This is a genomic window from Salinicola sp. NYA28a, assembly GCF_976982775.1.
In genome coordinates this window covers 2,001,829-2,019,989 of record NZ_OZ334582.1, presented here as the reverse complement: position 1 = coordinate 2,019,989, position 18,161 = coordinate 2,001,829, and the positions used below count along the sequence as shown (strand labels likewise).

Below are 18,161 nucleotides of genomic sequence, written 5' to 3'. Positions count from 1 at the left end.
CGAAGCCAGGCAAGGCGGCGGGTCTAGTCGCCCGCCTCACGTCTTCGGCGGTTGGGCGTCGAAAGCCTGACCGCTGACTGACTCGCTGTCCGGCCCCATCAGCCAAAGGTAGGTCGGCATGATCTCTTCCGGCGTACGAAGCACCCGAGGGTCCTCATCCGGATAGGCCGATTGGCGCATGACCGTGCGTGTCGCGCCGGGATTGAGCGAATTGAAGCGGATGGCCGAGCCCTGATGCTCGTCGGCGAGAATCTGCATCAATCCTTCGGTGGCGAATTTCGAGGTCGAATAGGCGCCCCAGTTGGCGCGCCCGCGCCGCCCCACACTGGAAGAGGTGAATATGACGGACGCGCTGGCGGACTGTCCCAGCAGCGGCAGCAGAACTTGCGTCAAGCCTAGCGTGGCGGTGAAGTTGACCTGCATCACCTTCGCCCAGAGTTCCGGGTCGTAGGCGTCGACCGCCACCCTCTCCCCGAGAATGCTCGCGTTGTGGAGCAGACCATCGAGACGGCCGAACTCCTTCTCAAGCTTCGCGACGACCGCTCGATAATCCTGCGAGGTCGCGCTCTCCAGGTTGAGCGGAAATATTGCCGGTTGTGGTGCACCCATTGCCTCGATGGCGTCGTAAACCACTTCGAGACGACTGACGCTACGGCCGAGCAGTATGACCGTAGCCCCATGGCGCGCGTAGCTCATCGCTGCAGCCCGACCGATACCGGCACTGGCACCAGAGATCAACACGATCTTTCCGTCGAGCAACCCGTCAGGTGCCTGGTAATCGATATGACACGTCATAAGGATGTCCTGATCCGCGGAGCCGGAAACCAGGTGGCCGGATTCGATCAGCCACCCATCTGATTGAGAAAGTCTCCTGCCATCTGCGCGGCATTGCTGTCCGGGTAGTCACCGCGGACGCGCTCGAGCAACTGACGACTGCCGTCGGTGTCACCCTGTCGCGCTTTCAGCAAGCCCAACTTGTATAGCGCATCCGGCATCTTGTTGCTTTGCGGATAATCGCTGATGACAGTGTCGAACGCATCGGCGGCCTGATCGAGCTGGGATTGTGCGGAGTAAAGCTCGCCCAACCAGTAGTGCGCATTCGGTAGCAGGCTGGATTGCGGATAGTCACTGATGAACCCCTGGAACGCATCGATGGCCGAATCGAACTGGCGTGACTGCACCAGTTGAAACGCCGCCTGGTAGGCTTCGCGCCCATCTCCGCCACCGCTGCTCGCATTCGGCTTGCTGGACGAACGGTCATCCGCTGCTGCACCAGTTGCGCCATCGTCGGCCGGTACCGGACTGTCCGCGACATCGCTTGCGCTACTGCTGTCGACACTGCCGCTGTCGAGATCGGCGCCTTCCGAACCATTGCTGGTGTCGTTGTCACCAGCCCCCATCCCACCGCCGGAAATGCGGTCGTCGAGGTCCAGGTACTGTTGCTGGGTCTGCCGTTTGAGCTGGTCCAGCTGATAACGCAACTCTTCTACCTGACCACGAAGCTGCTGGATCTGCTGCTGATTGTCCTGCAACTGGTTGAGAATCGTCAGCGTTCCCCCGCCGCTCTGGCGAGCCTCCGTCTGACTATAGAAGCCATTCGATTGACCGGTAAGGTCATCGACGACTGGTTGCTGAGCCCATACGGACAGCGGGAGCACCAGGGCTCCCGCGCCGCACAGTCTTTTCAGACCGTGTTTCATGCTTCTCTCCGTCGGTACTTAGTACGAGAACACGACGCGACGGTTCTTGGCGTAAGCTTCTTCGGTGTGGCCCTGAACTGCCGGACGCTCTTCACCGTAGCTGACGATCTGGATCTGGGACGGAGATACGCCCTGAACGGTCAGGTAACGCTCGACAGCCTGTGCGCGGCGCTCGCCGAGGCCCAGGTTGTATTCGCGAGTACCACGTTCGTCGGCATAGCCCTGCAGAGTCACGTTGGTGTTCGGGTTGGCCATCATGTACTGGGCATGACTGCTCAGTACGGATTCGAATTCGGGGCGAATTTCTTCGCTGTCGAATGCGAAATAGATGGTGTCGACGCTAGGCATCTGCTCGCCGGCACCCATCTGGGAGCCCGAGGTGCCTTGGCCGGAGGTCATGCCCTGGCCAGACATGCTGCCAGAGGTGCCATCCATGTCCCCTTCCTGGGTGCCGCCACTGCTAGAACAGCCAGCCACTACGGCGAGTGAAAGCGCGACCGCTAACGTCTTGGCGTAGGTCTTGATTTGCATTGTCATCTCCTTGCTCGGATGTCGAATGACACAATGACTGTAGTCGTTTAGTTCAAAAACGGCGACCACGCGGGTTCGCGTACGTCACCCTGCGTCGAAGGCAGCCGGAAAGACGCGCGTCCGTCCGAAGAAACTGCCCCCAACACACCTTGCGCCCCTTGCTGGGTAGCGAAGATTATCATGGTGCCATTCGGTGCGACACTGGGCGATTCGTCCCACTGTGAATCAGTCAGAACCGTGACACGACTGGTGTCCATGTCCTGCTTCGCCACGTGATAACCGCTGTCGTCACGAGTGACCATGAAGAGAGTTTTGCCATCGGGCGAAAAGCGCCCGTCGGAGTTGTAGCCGCCGGTGAACGTCACCCGCTCCGCCTGTCCGCCACTGGCCGACATGCGATATAGCTGCGGCGCACCGCTGCGGTCGGAAGTAAAGATCAGGGATCGGCCATCCGGCGTCCAGTCCGGCTCCGTTTCGATGGCGGAGTTGTTGGTCAGGCGGGTCAGTTGGCGCGTTGCCAGATTCATCACGTAGATCTCGGGCTGACCATCCTTGGAGAGCGACATCGCCAGCTTGCGGCCGTCCGGCGACCAGGCCGGCGCGCCATTGATGCCGGGGAACGATGTCAGCCGCACGCGCTCGCCGGTGGAAGCATTCTGGACGTAGATAGCCGAGTTGCCAGATTCGAAGGAGACATAGGCGATCTTCTGGCCGTCGGGCGACCAGGCCGGCGAGAGTATCGGATCATCGGAAGAAAGAACCTGCTGCGCATTGTAACCATCGGCATCGGCCACATAAAGCGCATAGCGAGCGTTCTCGCCCGCCCCGCTGGCCGAGACATAGACGATCCGGGTCGAGAAGGCACCACGAATGCCGGTAATCGCTTCGAAGATCTGGTCGCTGATGTAATGCGCACTGGCACGCAGGTCGCCACTGGACGAGGTCAGCGTCTCGCCCAGCATCCGCTTGCCGCCGAGAACGTCCATGAGCTCGTACTGAATGCGATATTGACCGCCCTGCGGCTCGATCTTGCCAACCACGAGGTAGCGGGCGTCGACACGTTTCCAATCGTCGTAGAAAACGTCTTCACTGCTGCTGGGCAGGGAAACGAGAGAGCTGCGGCTCAATGGCGAAAACTGGCCGCTGTGCTCCAGATCGTCGCTGACGATTTGCGCCACATCCTGTGGCAACCCGCCTTGACCACCGAACTCGAACGGCACGACAGCGATTGGCGTTGCCTGATCGCTACCGCGAGTGATTTCGATGGTCAGATTCTGTGCCTGGGCCGTAGTCGTCAGGCAAAGCATTGCCGTCAGCGCTAGCAGCCAACCGCTGGCCAGGGTTTTCCATCCTTGAGACATCCATCGTTTCATCACTGTATATCCCCGGGGGTGAATTTGAGATTGAAGTCACGGAACCGCCGCTGCAACCCCGCGTCAAGCTGCTGAAGCTCACGGAATGGCGCCGCGGCTTCCACGGCCTGCGTCGCCGAGCGATCGAAGCCGGGATTGCCGCTGCTGCGAGTGATGCTGGCTGCCAGCAACTCACCCGAAGGCCCCAGTCTTACACGTACCTGGGCTACCAAACCATTGTCCGCATTGGCCGGCAAGTGCCATCGGTCCTCGACGGCACGCTTGACCAGGTTGATGAAGCTGTTCGACGCCTGGTCGGATTGCTGGGCATTGGCGATCCGCTCCTGTTCGTTGGCAATCGAGTTGTTCAGCGCTTCGGCGGCGGCCTTCTTCGCGGCCGCTTCCGCGGCCTTTTTCTTTTCTGCCTCGGCTTTTGCCTTGGCTTCGGCCTTCGCCTTTTCCTCGGCCTGGCGTTTCTTCTCCGCCTCGGCTTTTGCCTTGGCTTCGGCTTTCGCCTTTTCCTCGGCCTGGCGTTTCTTCTCCGCCTCGGCTTTGGCTTCGGCTTCAGCTTTCGCCTTTTCCTCGGCCTGACGTTTCTTTTCCGCCTCGGCTTTCGCTTCGGCTTCAGCCTTCGCCTTTTCCTCAGCCTGGCGTTTCTTCTCCGCCTCGGCTTTTGCCGCCGCTTCAACCTGACGCTTCTTCTCTGCGTCCGCTCTCGCCCTGGCTTCCGCCTGGCGTTTCGCCTCGGCCGCCTGTTGCTGCTTTTCCGCCGCGGCGCGTTCGGCCGCCGCCTGCTCGGCTGCCTGCTGACGACGCTGGGCCGCCGCTTCGGCCTGTGCCGCTGCCGCTTGCCGTTCAGCCTCCTCGGCTTGAGCTTCTTCCTGCGCTTGCTGCTCGGCTGCCTGCCGGGCCGCTTCCTGCGCCTCCTGTTCGGCCGCCGCCTGGGCGGCTTCTTCGGCCTGGCGCTGTGCAGTACGCGCGCGCGCTTCCTGAGCGTACTGGGCCTGATCCGTTGCCGTCACGTCACTGACCAGTGTCGCCTGCACCACGGACGAAGAGCTCGGCGTGGGCTCGCTGTCCGGCAGGCGCAGCATCGTCATCAGTAGCGCCACCACGTGAACGGCGATCGCCAGGACGACGGGCAAGCCGTAACCCACACGGCGGTTTCGCTTCGCCATGCTGACTCCTTACCCTTGGCCACTCGAAGACGACTCGCCTTGCGGCGGCTCGGAAATCAATCCGACATTCGCCACACCTGCCATCTGCAGCGTACTCATCAGCGTCACGACCTGGCCATACGAGGCATTCTTGTCGCCTCGGACCATGACCGGCGTGTTGGGCTTGCGTTCGAGAATCGCCACCACCTGGTCGCCGACGGTCTGCAACGTAACTGGCTTGTCCTGCTCGCCCAGAGAAATGTAGTACTCACCCTGGCTGTCCACGGAGACGATGATCGGCTCCTGCTCCTCGGTGTCGATCGGCTCCGACGTGACCTGAGGCAGATCGACCTGCACCCCTTGGGTCAGCATTGGCGCGGTGATCATGAAGATCACCAGCAGTACCAGCATGACGTCGATGAACGGGACGACGTTGATTTCGCCCATCGGCTTGCGCCGATGATGGCGGCTATAGGGTCCACCCATGTCGAACCTCCGGCTCAGGCCGCCTGGTTGCCGCCGCGACCTTGCAGGTTACGGTGCAGGATCGAATGGAACTCCTCGGCGAAGTCTTCGTACTCGCCGAGCAGGCGGCTGGCAATGGATGACAGGCGGTTGTAGAAAATGACCGCCGGTATTGCCGCGAACAGCCCCATGGCCGTTGCAACCAGCGCTTCGGCAATCCACGGCGCCACGGTGGAGAGCGTGGCCTGCTGTGCCATCGAGAGACTCTGGAAGGAACCCATGATGCCCCAGACGGTGCCGAACAGGCCGATGTATGGGCTGGCCGATGCCACGGTCGCCAGCAGTGTCAGATTGGCGTTGAGGCTATCTTCTTCGCGTGACAGAGCCACGCGCTGCGAGCGCTGGACGCCGTCGAGCACCGCTTCGCTGCTGCGCGTCTTGGGCATCAGGCGATTGAACTCGCGGAAACCGGCACGGAACACATGCTCCGAGCCCTGGGCCTCGTAGTTCTCCGGGACATCACGGTAGAGTTCGTTGAGATCGACACCCGACCAGAACCGCTCGTCGAACGCTTTCTGCGCCTTTCTCGCTCGGCTCAGCGCGAAACTGCGCTGGAAGATGACGACCCAGGAAGCGACAGAAGCCGCCAACAGCAGGAGCATGACCAGCTGGACCACCAGACTGGCGTTCATGATCAGATGGGGGATGGACATGGAGTCGTTCACGAAAATCCTCGAATCACTGGCTTGGAATGTCAGACGTCAGGACCGCGCGTAGTTCGCTGGGCCAACGTATCGGTTTCAAGCGTTGCGCGTCGACACAGGCAATATCGACCGTCGCTTCGCATAATGTATCCCCGTCGTACCGAACTGCCTGTTCGAATTGCAACGAACAGGCAGCAACACGACTGACGCTGGCTGTTACCTCCAGTCGATCGTCGAGTCTGGCCGGGCGTGCATAGCGACAACTCAGCGAATGAACGACCAGTTGCACACCCTGCTCGATCAGGCCTCGCTGACCGAAGCCTAGCGCGTTGAGCCATTCGCTACGTGCACGCTCCATGAATTTCAGATAGTTAACGTAGTACACGATACCGCCGGCGTCGGTATCCTCGATGTAGACTTTCACCGGCAGAGTGAATTCACGCATTGCCGGCTCCGTCATCGTCCGGTATGCCGGCTCGTATTGCCGGCTCGCCCAGTACATGCTCGTGCGGGACGATGCCGAAGTGGGTATAGGCGGAGCGAGTCACGATCCTGCCGCGGGCAGTACGCATCATGAACCCTTGCTGGATCAGGTAGGGTTCGATGACGTCCTCGATCGTGTCGCGCTCTTCGCTGATGGCCGCCGCGAGGCTGTCGACCCCGACCGGCCCGCCATCGAATTTCTCGATCATCGCCAGCAGCAGCCGGCGATCCATGTGATCGAGCCCGTGACTATCGACGTTGAGCATGTTCAGCGCCTGGTCGGCGACGGGAGCGCTGACCTTGCCGTCGCCCTTGACCTCCGCAAAATCGCGCACCCGCCGCAGCAGGCGGTTGGCGATCCGCGGCGTGCCACGCGCGCGGCGTGCAATCTCCCGGGCCCCGGCGACGTCCGCCTGCACGCCCAGCAGTCGCGCCGAGCGGGTGACGATCTCGGTCAGCTCGTCGATGGCATAGAACTCGAGCCGCTGGACGATGCCGAACCGGTCGCGCAGCGGCGAGGTCAACAGCCCGGCGCGAGTGGTGGCACCGACCAGCGTGAAACGCGGCAGATCCAGCTTGATCGATCGCGCGGCCGGGCCGTCGCCGATCATGATGTCGAGCTGGAAATCCTCCATCGCCGGATAGAGCACTTCCTCCACCGCCGCGGAGAGACGATGAATCTCGTCGATGAACAGCACATCTCCCGGCTGCAGGTTGGTGAGCATGGCGGCCAGGTCGCCGGCCCGCTCCAGTACCGGACCGGAGGTCGACTTGATGTCGACCTCCATTTCGGCGGCGATGATATTGGCGAGCGTGGTCTTGCCCAGCCCGGGCGGGCCGAAAACCAGAGTGTGATCGAGACTGTCGCCCCGCTGGCGCGCGGCGGAAATGAAGATATCGAGCTGCTCGCGCACTCGCGGCTGACCGATGTAGTCACCGAGTCGGCGCGGCCGAATCGCATGGTCGACCTGCTTCTCGCCCTGTTGCGGCGGTGCCGCGATCAGACGGTCGGGTTCAATCATGGGGGCGTTATCCAGCCAGCTGGCGTGACAGCGCCGCTTTGATCAGCGCTTCGGTCGGTAGGGTCTTGTCCAGGCCGGAAAGCATGCGTGACGCTTCCGTGGGTTTGTAGCCCAGCGTGACCAGCGCAGCCTCGGCATCCGCCTGCGGATCGGACGCGCGCCTGGTCATGGCGGAGTCACCCTCGAGCAGCGACCCCTGGCCTTCCTGCCAGTGGGGGAAACGATCGCGCATTTCGACGATCAGCCGGTCCGCCGTCTTCTTGCCGACGCCGGGCAGCTTGGTCAACGCCTTGCTGTCACCTTCCATCACGCAGTGTATGAAGGCGTCGGTATCCATCCCCGACAGAATGGCCAGTGCCAGCTTGGGCCCGACACCATTGACCTTGATCAGCGCCCGGAACAGTTGTCGTTCTTCGTCGCGGGCAAAGCCGTAGAGCAGGTGGGCGTCTTCCCGCACGCTGAGATGCGTGTAGAGTCGCACCTCTTCCCCCACGCCGGGCATCGAGACCAGTGTGGTCATCGAGGTTTCGAGCTCATAACCGACACCATGCACATCGATGACGATCCAGGGGGGATGTTTCTCCAGCAGCGTGCCGTGCAAACGTCCAATCATGCCATCCGTATCCTTACTCTGACGGCGTCCACTATACGCATCGCCGATTCAACTGACTAGCTACCTTCATTGCCTCTAATCATCGGGCCTGAAGTCTCGCCACCGCCCGCCTCGCGACGTCTTTCCGCGACGCTGGGGAGACACTGCCAACAATCCCTGACAGGCATATCCGTGGGTCAGCGCAATGGCCAGCGCATCGGCGGCGTCGGCAGGCGGTGGCGCTTCCAGGGAGAGTATCGCCATCACCATATGCTGGATCTGGGCTTTCTCGGCACCGCCATTGCCCGTGACCGCCTGCTTGACCTGACGGGCGGCGTATTCATGCACCGGGAGGCCATGATTGGCGGCGCAGACGATGGCACTGCCGCGGGCCTGGCCCAGCTTGAGCGCGGAGTCCGCGTTCTTGGCCATGAATACGCGCTCGATGGCGAACTCCGCCGGCCGATAGAGGCCGATCAACTCGCTGACGCCGGCATAGACCCGCGCCAGCTTCTGGGCGAGATCCGCGCCCTCGATGCGAATGCAGCCGCTGGCGACATAGCGCGGCTTGGCGGCGACATCGATCACGCCATAGCCGGTCACCCGTGAACCGGGGTCGATACCCAGCAGAATCACGTGTTGAACTCCCCGACCCTCCGGCCGTAAATCGTCATTGCCATGCTTCTCTCCGATCGATATCGATGAACCGCTCCGATCGACACCAAGGAATACATCGCCGAGCATGCCAGGATAGAACGCGCACCCAGCAATGCCCCTCGAAACGACGCCGGCGCCCCTGGGGGCGCCGGCATCTTTGACCACGAGACTCGTTATTCGCCGGCGCTGTCCGGCTTCGCCTTCTGGCGCAGGCGGATATGCAGCTCCCGGAGCTGCTGGCTGCTGACTTCGCCGGGGGCATCGGTCATCAGGTCGGCGGCGCTCTGCGTCTTGGGGAAGGCGATGACATCGCGGATGGTACGCGAGCCGGTCATCAGCATCACCAGACGATCGAGACCGAAGGCCAGGCCGCCGTGAGGCGGCGCACCAAACTGCAGCGCGTCGAGCAGGAAGCCGAATTTCTCCTCGGCTTCCTCCTTGCCGATGCCGAGCACTTCAAAGACGGCACGCTGCATGGCCTGGTCGTGGATACGAATCGACCCGCCACCCAGTTCGGTGCCGTTCAGTACCATATCGTAGGCGCGCGATAGCGCCGTGGCCGGCGAGGCCTGCAGTTCTTCCGGCGAACACGACGGCGCGGTGAACGGATGGTGCAACGCCGAAAGCCGGCCGTTATCGTCCGCTTCGAACATCGGGAAATCGACGACCCACAACGGCGCCCACTCGGCAGTATAGAGATCGAGATCTTCGCCCAGCTTCACGCGCAGCGCGCCGATCGCCTCGTTGACGATGCGGGCCTTGTCCGCGCCGAAGAAGATGATGTCGCCATCTTCCGCCCCGACGCGATCCAGCAGCTGCTCGACGATATCTTCCATGAACTTGACGATCGGCGACTGCAGACCCTCGAGCCCCTTGGCGCGCTCGTTGACCTTGATCCAGGCTAGCCCCTTGGCGCCGTAGATGCCGACGAACTTGGTGTAGTCGTCGATCTCCTTGCGTGACAGCTTGGCGCCGCCGCTGACCTTGAGCGCGGCCACACGACCGTCTTCCGCTTTCGCCGGGCCGGAGAAGACCTTGAAGTCCACCGACTGCATCAGGTCGTCGACATCCACCAGTTCAAGCGGGATGCGCAGATCCGGCTTGTCGGAGCCATAGCGCTGCATCGCTTCGCTGTAAGGCATGCGCGGGAACGTCGGCAACGCGACGTCCAGCACTTCCTGGAACAGCTGGCGCACCATCTGCTCGGTGGTGCCCATGATGTCCTGCTCGTCGATGAACGAGGCTTCGATGTCGATCTGGGTGAACTCGGGCTGACGATCCGCACGCAGATCTTCGTCGCGGAAGCACTTGGCGATCTGATAGTAGCGATCGAAACCGGACACCATCAGCAGCTGCTTGAACAGCTGCGGAGACTGCGGCAGCGCGAAGAAGTGACCGTCGTGAGTCCGGCTCGGCACCAGGTAATCACGCGCACCTTCCGGCGTGGCGCGGGTCAGAATCGGCGTCTCGATATCGAGAAAGCCCTGCTCCTCAAGATACGCCCGCACGCTGTGGGTGATCCGCGAACGCAGGCGCAGCTTCTCGATCATCTCCGGACGGCGCAGATCGATGTAGCGATACTTGAGCCGGACTTCCTCGCCCACCTTGCCATGCTCGTCGAGCTGGAAAGGCGGCGTGGCGGCGGTATTCAGGACATCGACCTGCTTGGCCAGCACCTCGATCATGCCAGTTGGCATGTTGGGGTTCTGGGTGCCTGCCGGGCGCAGTCGAATACGGCCGACGATACGCAGCACGTATTCGCTACGCGCGCGGTCGGCGTTGGCGAACGCTTCTGCGGTATCGGGATCCACTACCACCTGAGCGACACCGTCTCGATCGCGCATATCGAGGAAAATGACACCGCCATGGTCGCGGCGGCGATGCACCCACCCGCATAGCGTGACTTCGTGATCGATCAATGACTCGTTCAATTGGCCGCAATAATGACTGCGCATGCTGGATCCTAGATTGGTAAAGACTGTAACTCAGGCTGAGGCTTTGCTGTCGCCGCTCGACTTGCTGCCACTTTCGCCTGCCGGTGCGGGGCTGGCGCTATCGCCAACGAGATTTTTCTTGCTGCCCGATTTGAAATCGGTTTCGTACCAACCACCTCCGGCCAGCCGGAATCCAGCTGCCGACACCAGACGGGACAGCTCCGACTGCTCGCAGGCCGGACAGTCGGTCAGCGGCGCCGCGCTGAGCTTCTGGAGTTTTTCCAGGCGATGGCCGCAGGCCTTGCACTCATATTCGTAGATGGGCATGGTTTCATCACTCTATACGGGATAGCGCCGCTTCATGCTTCGGCACTGCCCTGCTATCGACGCGCCCCGTCGCCGGGGCCTCTGCGCGTCGCCCTGCCACCACGACTGATGGGGGCGCCGCGTTTCAAACCGTTCTTGAAAATCGGGGCTGCTTCCGCCTTTTCAAGCGCGTCTTTCGGTCGATCTCGAAGGCGACCGAGGCGGCACCTGGCGTCGCGCTTTCCAAGCCGCGTTCGAAAGCCGCATAGTATAGCGCGCAGCAGCCGGTCGCGGGCAATATTACCGGCTGATAACGCCAATGTCGTCGTTCGCACGCCAGCGATTGCCATGCCATGCGATTCGAGACAGGAAAGAGACAAGGAAAAAGAAGCATGAAAGCCGTTCTTCTGGATGCCGCCTCACTGGGTGACGATGTCGATCTCACCCCGATTCGCGCCCTCGTCGAGAATCTCGATGTCCATCAGCTCACCTCGCCCGAGCAGACGCGGAAGCGCCTGACCGGTGCCACGATCGCCCTGACCAACAAGGTCGTCATCGATGCCGAACTGATCGATGCGCTGCCGGAACTTAAGCTGATCTGCGTACTTGCGACCGGCACCAACAATATCGACATGGCAGCCGCCGAGCGACGGGGAATCGTCGTGCGCAATGTCTCTGCCTATGGTACGGCGAGCGTTGCGCAGCATACTCTGATGTTGATGCTGGCGCTGGCCGCCCGGCTCCCGCTTTACCAGAACGAGGTCAAGGCTGGCGCCTGGCAGCGTAGCGACATTTTCTGCCTGCTGGATCAGCGTACGCTGCAGCTCGCCGGCAAGCATCTGGTCATCGTCGGCAGTGGCGTACTCGGCACCGCCGTGGCCAGGCTGGGCGAAGCGTTCGGCATGCGGGTCACGTTCAGTGCCCGCCCCGGTAACGAGGCCAACGATTCCCGCCCGGCGCTTGCCTCGCTGCTCGACACCGCCGATGTTCTCAGCCTGCACTGCCCGCTGACCGACGAGACGCGCGGCCTCGTCGACAGCGCTGCGCTGGCCGCCATGAAGCCCGATGCGCTGCTGATCAACTGCGCGCGCGGCGGTATCATCGATGAAGCCGCCGCTCTGGCCGCCTTGCGGGATCAACGTCTCGGTGGCCTGGCCGTCGACAGTCTGCCCAGCGAGCCGCCGCGCGAGGGCCATATGCTACTCGACGCGCTAGCCGAGCCGCTCAATCTCATCGTGACCCCTCACAATGCCTGGATCACGCCGGAAGCGCGTCAGCGCGTCGTCGAGTTGACGGCAGACAATCTGCGCGGCTGGCTGGCTTGAGGAGCAACGAAATGGCACACGAAACACCGGTGGTCTACAACTACGGCTCTATCAATATCGATCACGTCTATCGGGTTCCCCACCTGGTTCGGCCCGGCGAGACGCTTTCCAGCACCAGCCTGCATCAGGTCCTGGGGGGCAAGGGAGCCAACCAGTCGTTGGCACTGGCACGTGCCGGCGGGCGCGTCGTCCATTGGGGCCGCCTCGGCGAGGCCGACCGCTGGGCGCTGGCCCCGCTGATCGAAGCGGGCGTCGAGGTGAGCGATGTCGAACTGGTTGCCGGAGCCAGCGGTCATGCGCTGATTCAGGTCGATGACGCTGCCGAAAACGCGATCATCCTCTACCCCGGCGCCAATCACGGCTTCGAGGAGAGTCGTCTGAGCGCGCTGGTCGATGCTGCCGAATCCGGCGACTGGGTCCTGATGCAGAACGAGTGCAACGCCGCTGAGCGTATGCTGCGTCTCGCGGCAGAGCGCGGACTTTCCGTCGCCTTCAATCCCGCACCGCTCTCCCCCGATGTCGTCGACCTGCCGCTGGAGCTCTGCCGGATCCTGTTTCTCAACCGTGGCGAGGCGGCAGCGCTGGTGGCGCAGGACGAAAACGCCGATGCCGACACCCTGCTGGCAGCATTGACGACACGGCTGCCGGACGTCGAGATCGTGCTGACGCTGGGTAGCGAGGGCGTTTGCCATCAGTACCGTGGCGAGCGGGTGACGCTGGCCGCTCATCGCGTGGAGGCCGTCGACACGACCGCTGCCGGCGACACCTTCATCGGCTATTTCATGGCGGCTAGGCAACGGGGCGACGGCATCGAGCAGGCTCTTCGTCTGGCGACGACCGCATCGGCGCTGTGCGTCCAGCAGGCCGGCGCCGAGCCGAGCATCCCCATCGTCGCCGCCGTCGAAGAGGCGCTGACGACGCTGCCTGCCCTCACCCTCGAGCAACGGAGCGGCTGATCGAGGGCCGTCATCGATGATCATCAACCCTTCATGGCCAGCGCCTTGGCTGGCTTGCAACAAGATCGAACCCAGGAACTAGCATGCCCATACCCATCATTTTCGACACCGATCCCGGCGTCGACGACGCGCAAGCCATCGCCATCGCGTTGGCTCACCCCGAGATCGAACTGCTGGGGCTGACGACGACTTTCGGCAACGTCACGATAGAGGTCGCGACTCACAATGCGCTGCTGCTCGCCGAGCTGGCCGGTCAATCGATCCCGGTCGCTCAGGGCGCGGCGGGCCCCATGGTCAAGCGCAAGAATCCGCCGCCGGGTCACATCCATGGAGACAACGGCCTGGGTAATATCGCGCTACCCGAAATCACGACACAGGCGCTGAAACAGAGCGCCGCCCAGTTCATCGTCGACCAGGTCAATGCCCGCCCTGGTGAAGTCGTTCTGGTGGCCGTCGGGCCGCTGGGGAATCTCGCTGCTGCGCTGCAGCTCGACCCCGGTCTGGTCGACAAGGTCAAGCGAGTGGTGGTGATGGGGGGCTCGATTCGCGAAGGCGGCAACGTGACGCCGGTCGCGGAAGCCAACATCTTCAACGATCCTCACGCTGCCGCCAGGGTCCTGCAGGCGGACTGGCCGCTTACGCTGGTCGGGCTGGACGCGACGCATCGCTGCGTGCTGGACCCGCAGAGCATGGCGCGGATCGTCGAAGCCCAAGGGGCGCTGGGAAAGGTGCTGGATGAAAGCTATGCCTTCTACCGCCAGTTCTACCAGCAGGCGCTGGGCATCGATGGCTGCTGCCCCCACGACAGTTGCGCGCTGGTCTGGCTACTTCGACCCGATCTCTTCAGCGTCGAACGAGGCCATTTGAGCGTGGTTACCGATGGGCTGGCCGAAGGCCAGACGGTGATGGCGCCGGAGCAGCGCGAGTTCGTGGACACGCGTTGGTCGCAGGGTACGGCGGCTGAGGTCTGCCTGAGCGCCAACGGCCCGGGCGTGATCGACTGGATCGTCGAAACGCTCACGACCTACCCATCTCCCTGATGCGCGCTCGCCCGGTCGCTATTCGTGGCGATCGGGCGAGTTCGTTGCCGTTCGGCTTCAGCCCGTAGTGAAGCTCGCCGGCGCCGCGAGCGTGGCTTCTTCCACGGCGACGTCGGTCACGTCGGCCGCTGGCGAACCTTCCCACAGTTGATCGATCAATTCGGCGATGGCGACAGCTTCACCGCAGGCAACCACTTCGACCCGGCCATCCTCGAGGTTGATCGCATGTCCGGTGATGCCCCAGCGTTCCGCATGGCGACGCACATGCTCACGATAGCTCACGCCTTGCACTCGCCCGCTCACCCGAGCCTTGATCGTCCGATGGGTCATGAGATGAATTCTCCTTGGTAATCACTTCATGGCGTATCACTACCGCTGTGTTGCGAGGCACGATATGACCGCCCTTGGCAAGGACATGCGTCCGGGTAAACGCGGCGCCAAACAGCAGAATCAGCGATGAGTAATACACCCATAGTAGAACCAGCACGACCGAGCCGGCCGCCCCATAGGTCGATGCCGTTGCGGTATGTGCCAGATAGGCGGCGATGGCATTGCGCCCGATGATGAACAGCACCGCCGTCACCAGAGCACCCAGCAGCACATCGCGATAGGAAAGCACGACATCTGGCAACACCTTGAAAATCGCGGCAAAAAACAGCGTCACGACCACGATGGACAGGACGAACTGGGCCGTGTCCAGCAGGAATACGCTGCCCGGCACCCAGTCACCCGCGTAGTCGAAGGTCACCCGCAGGATCACGCCCAACACCAGGGACACCATCAGCACGAAGCCGATGGCCAGTACCACCGCCATGGATAGCAGGCGCTTCTTGGCAAACAGTAGAACGCTGTTTCGGTCCGGGTTGGGCGCGACGCCCCAGATGGTATTGAGCGAGAACTGCATCTGGCCGAAAACCGTGGTCGCACCAATCAGCAGCGTCACGAAGCCGATGATGGTGGGTAGAATGCCCGAAGCCTCGATACTGGACTGCGCTACGGCATCCTCGATCGCGTTGGCTGCGGAAGGCCCCAGAGTATTCTGCAACCGGGCCACGATTTCCCCGCGGGCAGCATCTTCACCCAACCACAATCCGACCACGCTGACCGCAATGATCACCGTCGGTGCCAAGGAAAACAGCGTGTAGAACGCCAGCGAACCGGCATAGCTGAAGGCATTACGATCGAGCCACAGCTTGACGGAATCGCGGACCACGGCGACCCAGTACTTGAAGAAGGAGATGGCGTTGGAATGGAGGGCTGTCACGTTGGTTCCTTGTTGTTGGCTGTCACCCGGCGAGGTGCAGACGAACTCCGGGAATCACTGGTCATGGGCTGTTTTGTCGATACATCAACAGTCTAGACGAGATCGCGGCCGTACCCAGCCCATGAGCAAATTCGGCACTCGGCAATTTCACGCGCCGGGCTCGGCTCATGCTCGCAGGAAGTCGCTCGGAAGCTTCATCATCCGCCGCCACAGTTTCTCCACGCCCGGCTTGTGCACCAGTGAGCAACGATAGAGACGAATCTCCAGCGGGATATCCCAGTTTTCCCCCGCCGCACGGACCAGCTTGCCGCTGGCCAACTCGTCGCGAATGCAGAAATCGGGTATCCATGCGAGACCGACACCCTGAAGCGCCATCCCTTTGAGCCCTTCTGCCATCGCGGTTTCATAGACCGTTTTCAATCGCATGCGCCCAGGCTCGTTCTTGAGTAGCATGCGTACGCTGCGGCCAAGAAAAGCGCCCTGAGTGTAAGAGAGAAACGGTATCGCACCTTCTTCATCGAAGGAAAATTTCGGCCCGCCGGTAGCGTCCGGCACGCTCACGGGAAGCATCTTGACCTGACCGATGGAGAACGAGGGAAATATCTCCGCGTCCAGCTGCATGGTGGCATAGGGATCGTGATACGCCAGCATCAGATCGCAATTGCCCTCGCGCAGCACGTGGATGGCATCGCCGACATTCATCGCCACCAGGCGCGTCGGCAGTTCACCTACCCCCTTCTGCAAGCGTGAAATCCAGGGTGGATAGAAGGCCAGTGCCAGCGAATGCGCGGCGACGATATCCAGCGCCTCGTTGTCCATTGCCAGGCCGCGAAGATGGGCCAGGCTATCGTTGAGCTGCTCGACGATGTTGCGCGCGGTGACCAGAAAGAGCTGGCCTTCCGGTGTCAGACTGACCGGTGTCGTCGAGCGGTCCACCAGAGTGGCCCCGATCGCCTGCTCCAGCGAGCGAATCCGACGGCTGAAAGCCGGTTGCGTGACATGTCGTTGACGCGCGGATCCCGAGAAACTGCGCGTATTGGCTAGGGCAACGAAGTCTTCGAGCCATTTGGTTTCAAGATTCAATGAAGCCTCCGGCATCCATTCTGCTACACGGCTGCCAAGCCGGTAGTAAAGGCTGCGTCATCATTGTACGGGTGACAGTAAGTAAGTGGCCCGCGAGAGCAGCTTGCGCCAGAGCGGACGCTCGGCAAGCTCTCGCTGGCTGACTTGGCGGCTGTTGGAGAAATCCTTCTCGAGCATATCGAATACTGCAGCGGCAAAGATCTTATCGGATATGTAAGCAGTGACCTCGAAGTTCAGCCTGAAGGACCGATTGTCGAGATTGACCGTTCCTACCATTGATGTATGGTCATCCACGAGTAGGACTTTTTGGTGTAAGAAACCTGGTTGATAACGGTATATTTTAACACCGTTACGAATCATCTCCGGCAAGAAAGCAAACGCCGAGAGAAATACCAGCAGATGGTCCGGCCGCTCGGGTATCAGTACTCGCACATCGACTCCCCGCAACGCGGCCAACGTCAGTGCATCCTGAACGCCATGATCGGGAACGAAATACGGGCTGGTCACCCAAAGACGGTGCCGGGCCCCGTGGATGGCATGCTGCACCAGCAGGCTTGCCGTTTCGCGTCCATCGGCCGGCCCGGAAGGCACGACGGCAACGTGCTGGGACACGCCCGATACGGGCTGGGGTTTCCAGCCCAGTGCCAGAATATCGCCGGTTGCCCAGTACCAGTCTTCCCAGAAGGCTTCCTGCAATGCCAGCACGCTCGGTCCCTGGAGCTTGAGGTGCGTGTCGCGCCATTTGCCGTATCGCTCGACGCGTCCCAGGTATTCGTCGGCCACGTTGAGTCCGCCGGTCCACCCTTCGCGCCCGTCGACCACCACGATCTTGCGATGATTGCGGAAATTGATCTGGAAACGATGCCGCCAACCGCGAGACGAATTGAAGGCCGAGACACGGACCCCCGCCTCTTCGAGATCCCGCAGATAGCCGCCGGAGAGCCCTCGACTGCCGATCTCGTCGTAGAGAAAGTAGACGTTGATGCCACGCTCGGCCTGATGGATCAGCTTCCGCTTGAAGACCATGCCGATCTCGTCGGCGCGGACGATGAAGAACTGGACCAGAATGTAGGTTTCGGCACGATCGATACCGTTGAACAGGCTTTCGAAAGTCTCGTCGCCGTCGATCAGCAGCTCGGCCCGATTGCCCCGGGTCATCGGCATCCGTGCCAGCTCCTCGACGGCGCGAATGCGCCCGCTGACGGTCTCCGGCCGGGAAATGTAAGGTTCGGTCTGCGGACGATAGCGCTGCAGCACCTGGCGAAGCACGGTATCGCGTTCGCCCCGAGCGGAGACATAGCCGTAGAACCGCGGACGACCGAAAGTCCAGAAAATGGGCACGGCGATGTAAGGGAAGCTGATCAACGTGACGATCCATGCGACGGCGCCTTGAGAAGTGCGGCTCGACATCAGCGCCACCACTGCCGTAACGATGCCCGCAACATGGGAGACGAACAGCAGCATACCGATCAGCCAGGTCATGTCCGCCATCGTTCACCATATCGCATCATGTCATCGCTCCCGCCGAAATCGTCAAGCCAACCAGCATCATACCGAAAAAAGAAGAGAGCCCCACAGGGCTCTCTTCTT

The 18,161-nt window shown here is 61.9% G+C and carries 20 protein-coding genes; 3 read left to right on the top strand and 17 right to left on the bottom strand.

The features are described 5' to 3' along the window. Nucleotides 1-36: 36 nt before the first annotated feature. The 13 genes from ACWHY3_RS09150 to ACWHY3_RS09090 form a co-directional block, all read right to left on the bottom strand. A complete protein-coding gene (locus tag ACWHY3_RS09150) occupies nt 37-795 on the bottom strand; it encodes a YciK family oxidoreductase (protein ID WP_332779586.1) in 759 nt (252 codons plus the stop codon). Nucleotides 796-842: 47 nt separating this feature from the next. Continuing rightward, nucleotides 843-1,700: a tol-pal system protein YbgF gene (gene ybgF, locus ACWHY3_RS09145; RefSeq protein WP_087719725.1), complete on the bottom strand. Its 858-nt coding sequence runs from the start codon at nt 1,698-1,700 to the stop codon at nt 843-845. A gap of 18 nt (nt 1,701-1,718) precedes the next feature. After that, nucleotides 1,719-2,231 (bottom strand): peptidoglycan-associated lipoprotein Pal, encoded by a 513-nt coding sequence (gene pal / locus ACWHY3_RS09140; protein WP_303854764.1) that lies wholly within the window; start codon nt 2,229-2,231, stop codon nt 1,719-1,721. A gap of 47 nt (nt 2,232-2,278) precedes the next feature. After that, nucleotides 2,279-3,592, bottom strand: a complete 1,314-nt coding sequence (gene tolB, locus ACWHY3_RS09135) for a Tol-Pal system beta propeller repeat protein TolB (RefSeq protein ID WP_448128081.1) — start codon at nt 3,590-3,592, stop codon at nt 2,279-2,281. 11 nt (nt 3,593-3,603) lie between these two features. Next, nucleotides 3,604-4,761, bottom strand: coding sequence for a cell envelope integrity protein TolA (gene tolA, locus ACWHY3_RS09130; RefSeq protein WP_448128080.1), 1,158 nt, complete (start codon nt 4,759-4,761; stop codon nt 3,604-3,606). Between the two features lie 9 nt (nt 4,762-4,770). Beyond that, nucleotides 4,771-5,226, bottom strand: a complete 456-nt coding sequence (tolR, locus tag ACWHY3_RS09125; protein WP_448128079.1) for a protein TolR — start codon at nt 5,224-5,226, stop codon at nt 4,771-4,773. A 14-nt stretch (nt 5,227-5,240) separates the two neighbouring features. Beyond that, complete coding sequence (gene tolQ, locus ACWHY3_RS09120; protein ID WP_448128078.1) at nt 5,241-5,918, bottom strand: protein TolQ; 678 nt, start codon at nt 5,916-5,918, stop codon at nt 5,241-5,243. A gap of 25 nt (nt 5,919-5,943) precedes the next feature. Continuing rightward, nucleotides 5,944-6,354: a tol-pal system-associated acyl-CoA thioesterase gene (ybgC, locus tag ACWHY3_RS09115; protein WP_448128077.1), complete on the bottom strand. Its 411-nt coding sequence runs from the start codon at nt 6,352-6,354 to the stop codon at nt 5,944-5,946. Then, nucleotides 6,347-7,414 (bottom strand): Holliday junction branch migration DNA helicase RuvB, encoded by a 1,068-nt coding sequence (gene ruvB, locus ACWHY3_RS09110; RefSeq protein ID WP_303854331.1) that lies wholly within the window; start codon nt 7,412-7,414, stop codon nt 6,347-6,349. The genes ybgC and ruvB overlap by 8 nt, the downstream gene beginning before the upstream one ends. Before the next feature lie 7 nt (nt 7,415-7,421). Next, a complete protein-coding gene (gene ruvA / locus ACWHY3_RS09105) occupies nt 7,422-8,027 on the bottom strand; it encodes a Holliday junction branch migration protein RuvA (protein ID WP_087719717.1) in 606 nt (201 codons plus the stop codon). A 75-nt stretch (nt 8,028-8,102) separates the two neighbouring features. Beyond that, on the bottom strand, nt 8,103-8,642 hold the full coding sequence (gene ruvC / locus ACWHY3_RS09100) for a crossover junction endodeoxyribonuclease RuvC (RefSeq protein WP_256961289.1): 540 nt from the start codon (nt 8,640-8,642) through the stop codon (nt 8,103-8,105). Nucleotides 8,643-8,836: 194 nt separating this feature from the next. Further along, nucleotides 8,837-10,618, bottom strand: coding sequence for an aspartate--tRNA ligase (gene aspS / locus ACWHY3_RS09095; RefSeq protein WP_332779588.1), 1,782 nt, complete (start codon nt 10,616-10,618; stop codon nt 8,837-8,839). 30 nt (nt 10,619-10,648) lie between these two features. Next, the gene (locus ACWHY3_RS09090) at nt 10,649-10,924 is read right to left on the bottom strand and encodes an FmdB family zinc ribbon protein (RefSeq protein WP_303854336.1); all 276 of its coding nucleotides are present in this window, start codon (nt 10,922-10,924) and stop codon (nt 10,649-10,651) included. Nucleotides 10,925-11,295: 371 nt separating this feature from the next. On the opposite strand from ACWHY3_RS09090, the gene ACWHY3_RS09085 reads away from it, so the two are divergent. The 3 genes from ACWHY3_RS09085 (at nt 11,296) to ACWHY3_RS09075 (ending at nt 14,224) form a co-directional block, all read left to right on the top strand. Further along, nucleotides 11,296-12,228 carry a D-2-hydroxyacid dehydrogenase gene (locus tag ACWHY3_RS09085; protein ID WP_332779589.1) on the top strand — a complete coding sequence of 311 codons (933 nt, stop codon included), beginning with the start codon at nt 11,296-11,298 and terminating at the stop codon, nt 12,226-12,228. Between the two features lie 11 nt (nt 12,229-12,239). Further along, nucleotides 12,240-13,184: a ribokinase gene (locus ACWHY3_RS09080; RefSeq protein WP_303854339.1), complete on the top strand. Its 945-nt coding sequence runs from the start codon at nt 12,240-12,242 to the stop codon at nt 13,182-13,184. 83 nt (nt 13,185-13,267) lie between these two features. Next, nucleotides 13,268-14,224: a nucleoside hydrolase gene (locus ACWHY3_RS09075; RefSeq protein WP_087719711.1), complete on the top strand. Its 957-nt coding sequence runs from the start codon at nt 13,268-13,270 to the stop codon at nt 14,222-14,224. 57 nt (nt 14,225-14,281) lie between these two features. On the opposite strand, the gene ACWHY3_RS09070 is transcribed toward ACWHY3_RS09075, so the two are convergent. From ACWHY3_RS09070 to cls, 4 genes are all read right to left on the bottom strand, one after another. Beyond that, the gene (locus ACWHY3_RS09070; protein ID WP_303854343.1) at nt 14,282-14,506 is read right to left on the bottom strand and encodes an acylphosphatase; all 225 of its coding nucleotides are present in this window, start codon (nt 14,504-14,506) and stop codon (nt 14,282-14,284) included. After that, entirely contained in the window at nt 14,493-15,488 is a 996-nt protein-coding gene (locus ACWHY3_RS09065; RefSeq protein ID WP_256961287.1) for a YihY/virulence factor BrkB family protein, read from the bottom strand. The genes ACWHY3_RS09070 and ACWHY3_RS09065 overlap by 14 nt, the downstream gene beginning before the upstream one ends. 165 nt (nt 15,489-15,653) lie before the next feature. Further along, nucleotides 15,654-16,571: a LysR substrate-binding domain-containing protein gene (locus ACWHY3_RS09060; protein ID WP_448128076.1), complete on the bottom strand. Its 918-nt coding sequence runs from the start codon at nt 16,569-16,571 to the stop codon at nt 15,654-15,656. Nucleotides 16,572-16,631: 60 nt separating this feature from the next. Next, the gene (gene cls / locus ACWHY3_RS09055) at nt 16,632-18,053 is read right to left on the bottom strand and encodes a cardiolipin synthase (RefSeq protein WP_448128075.1); all 1,422 of its coding nucleotides are present in this window, start codon (nt 18,051-18,053) and stop codon (nt 16,632-16,634) included. Nucleotides 18,054-18,161 lie beyond the last annotated feature (108 nt).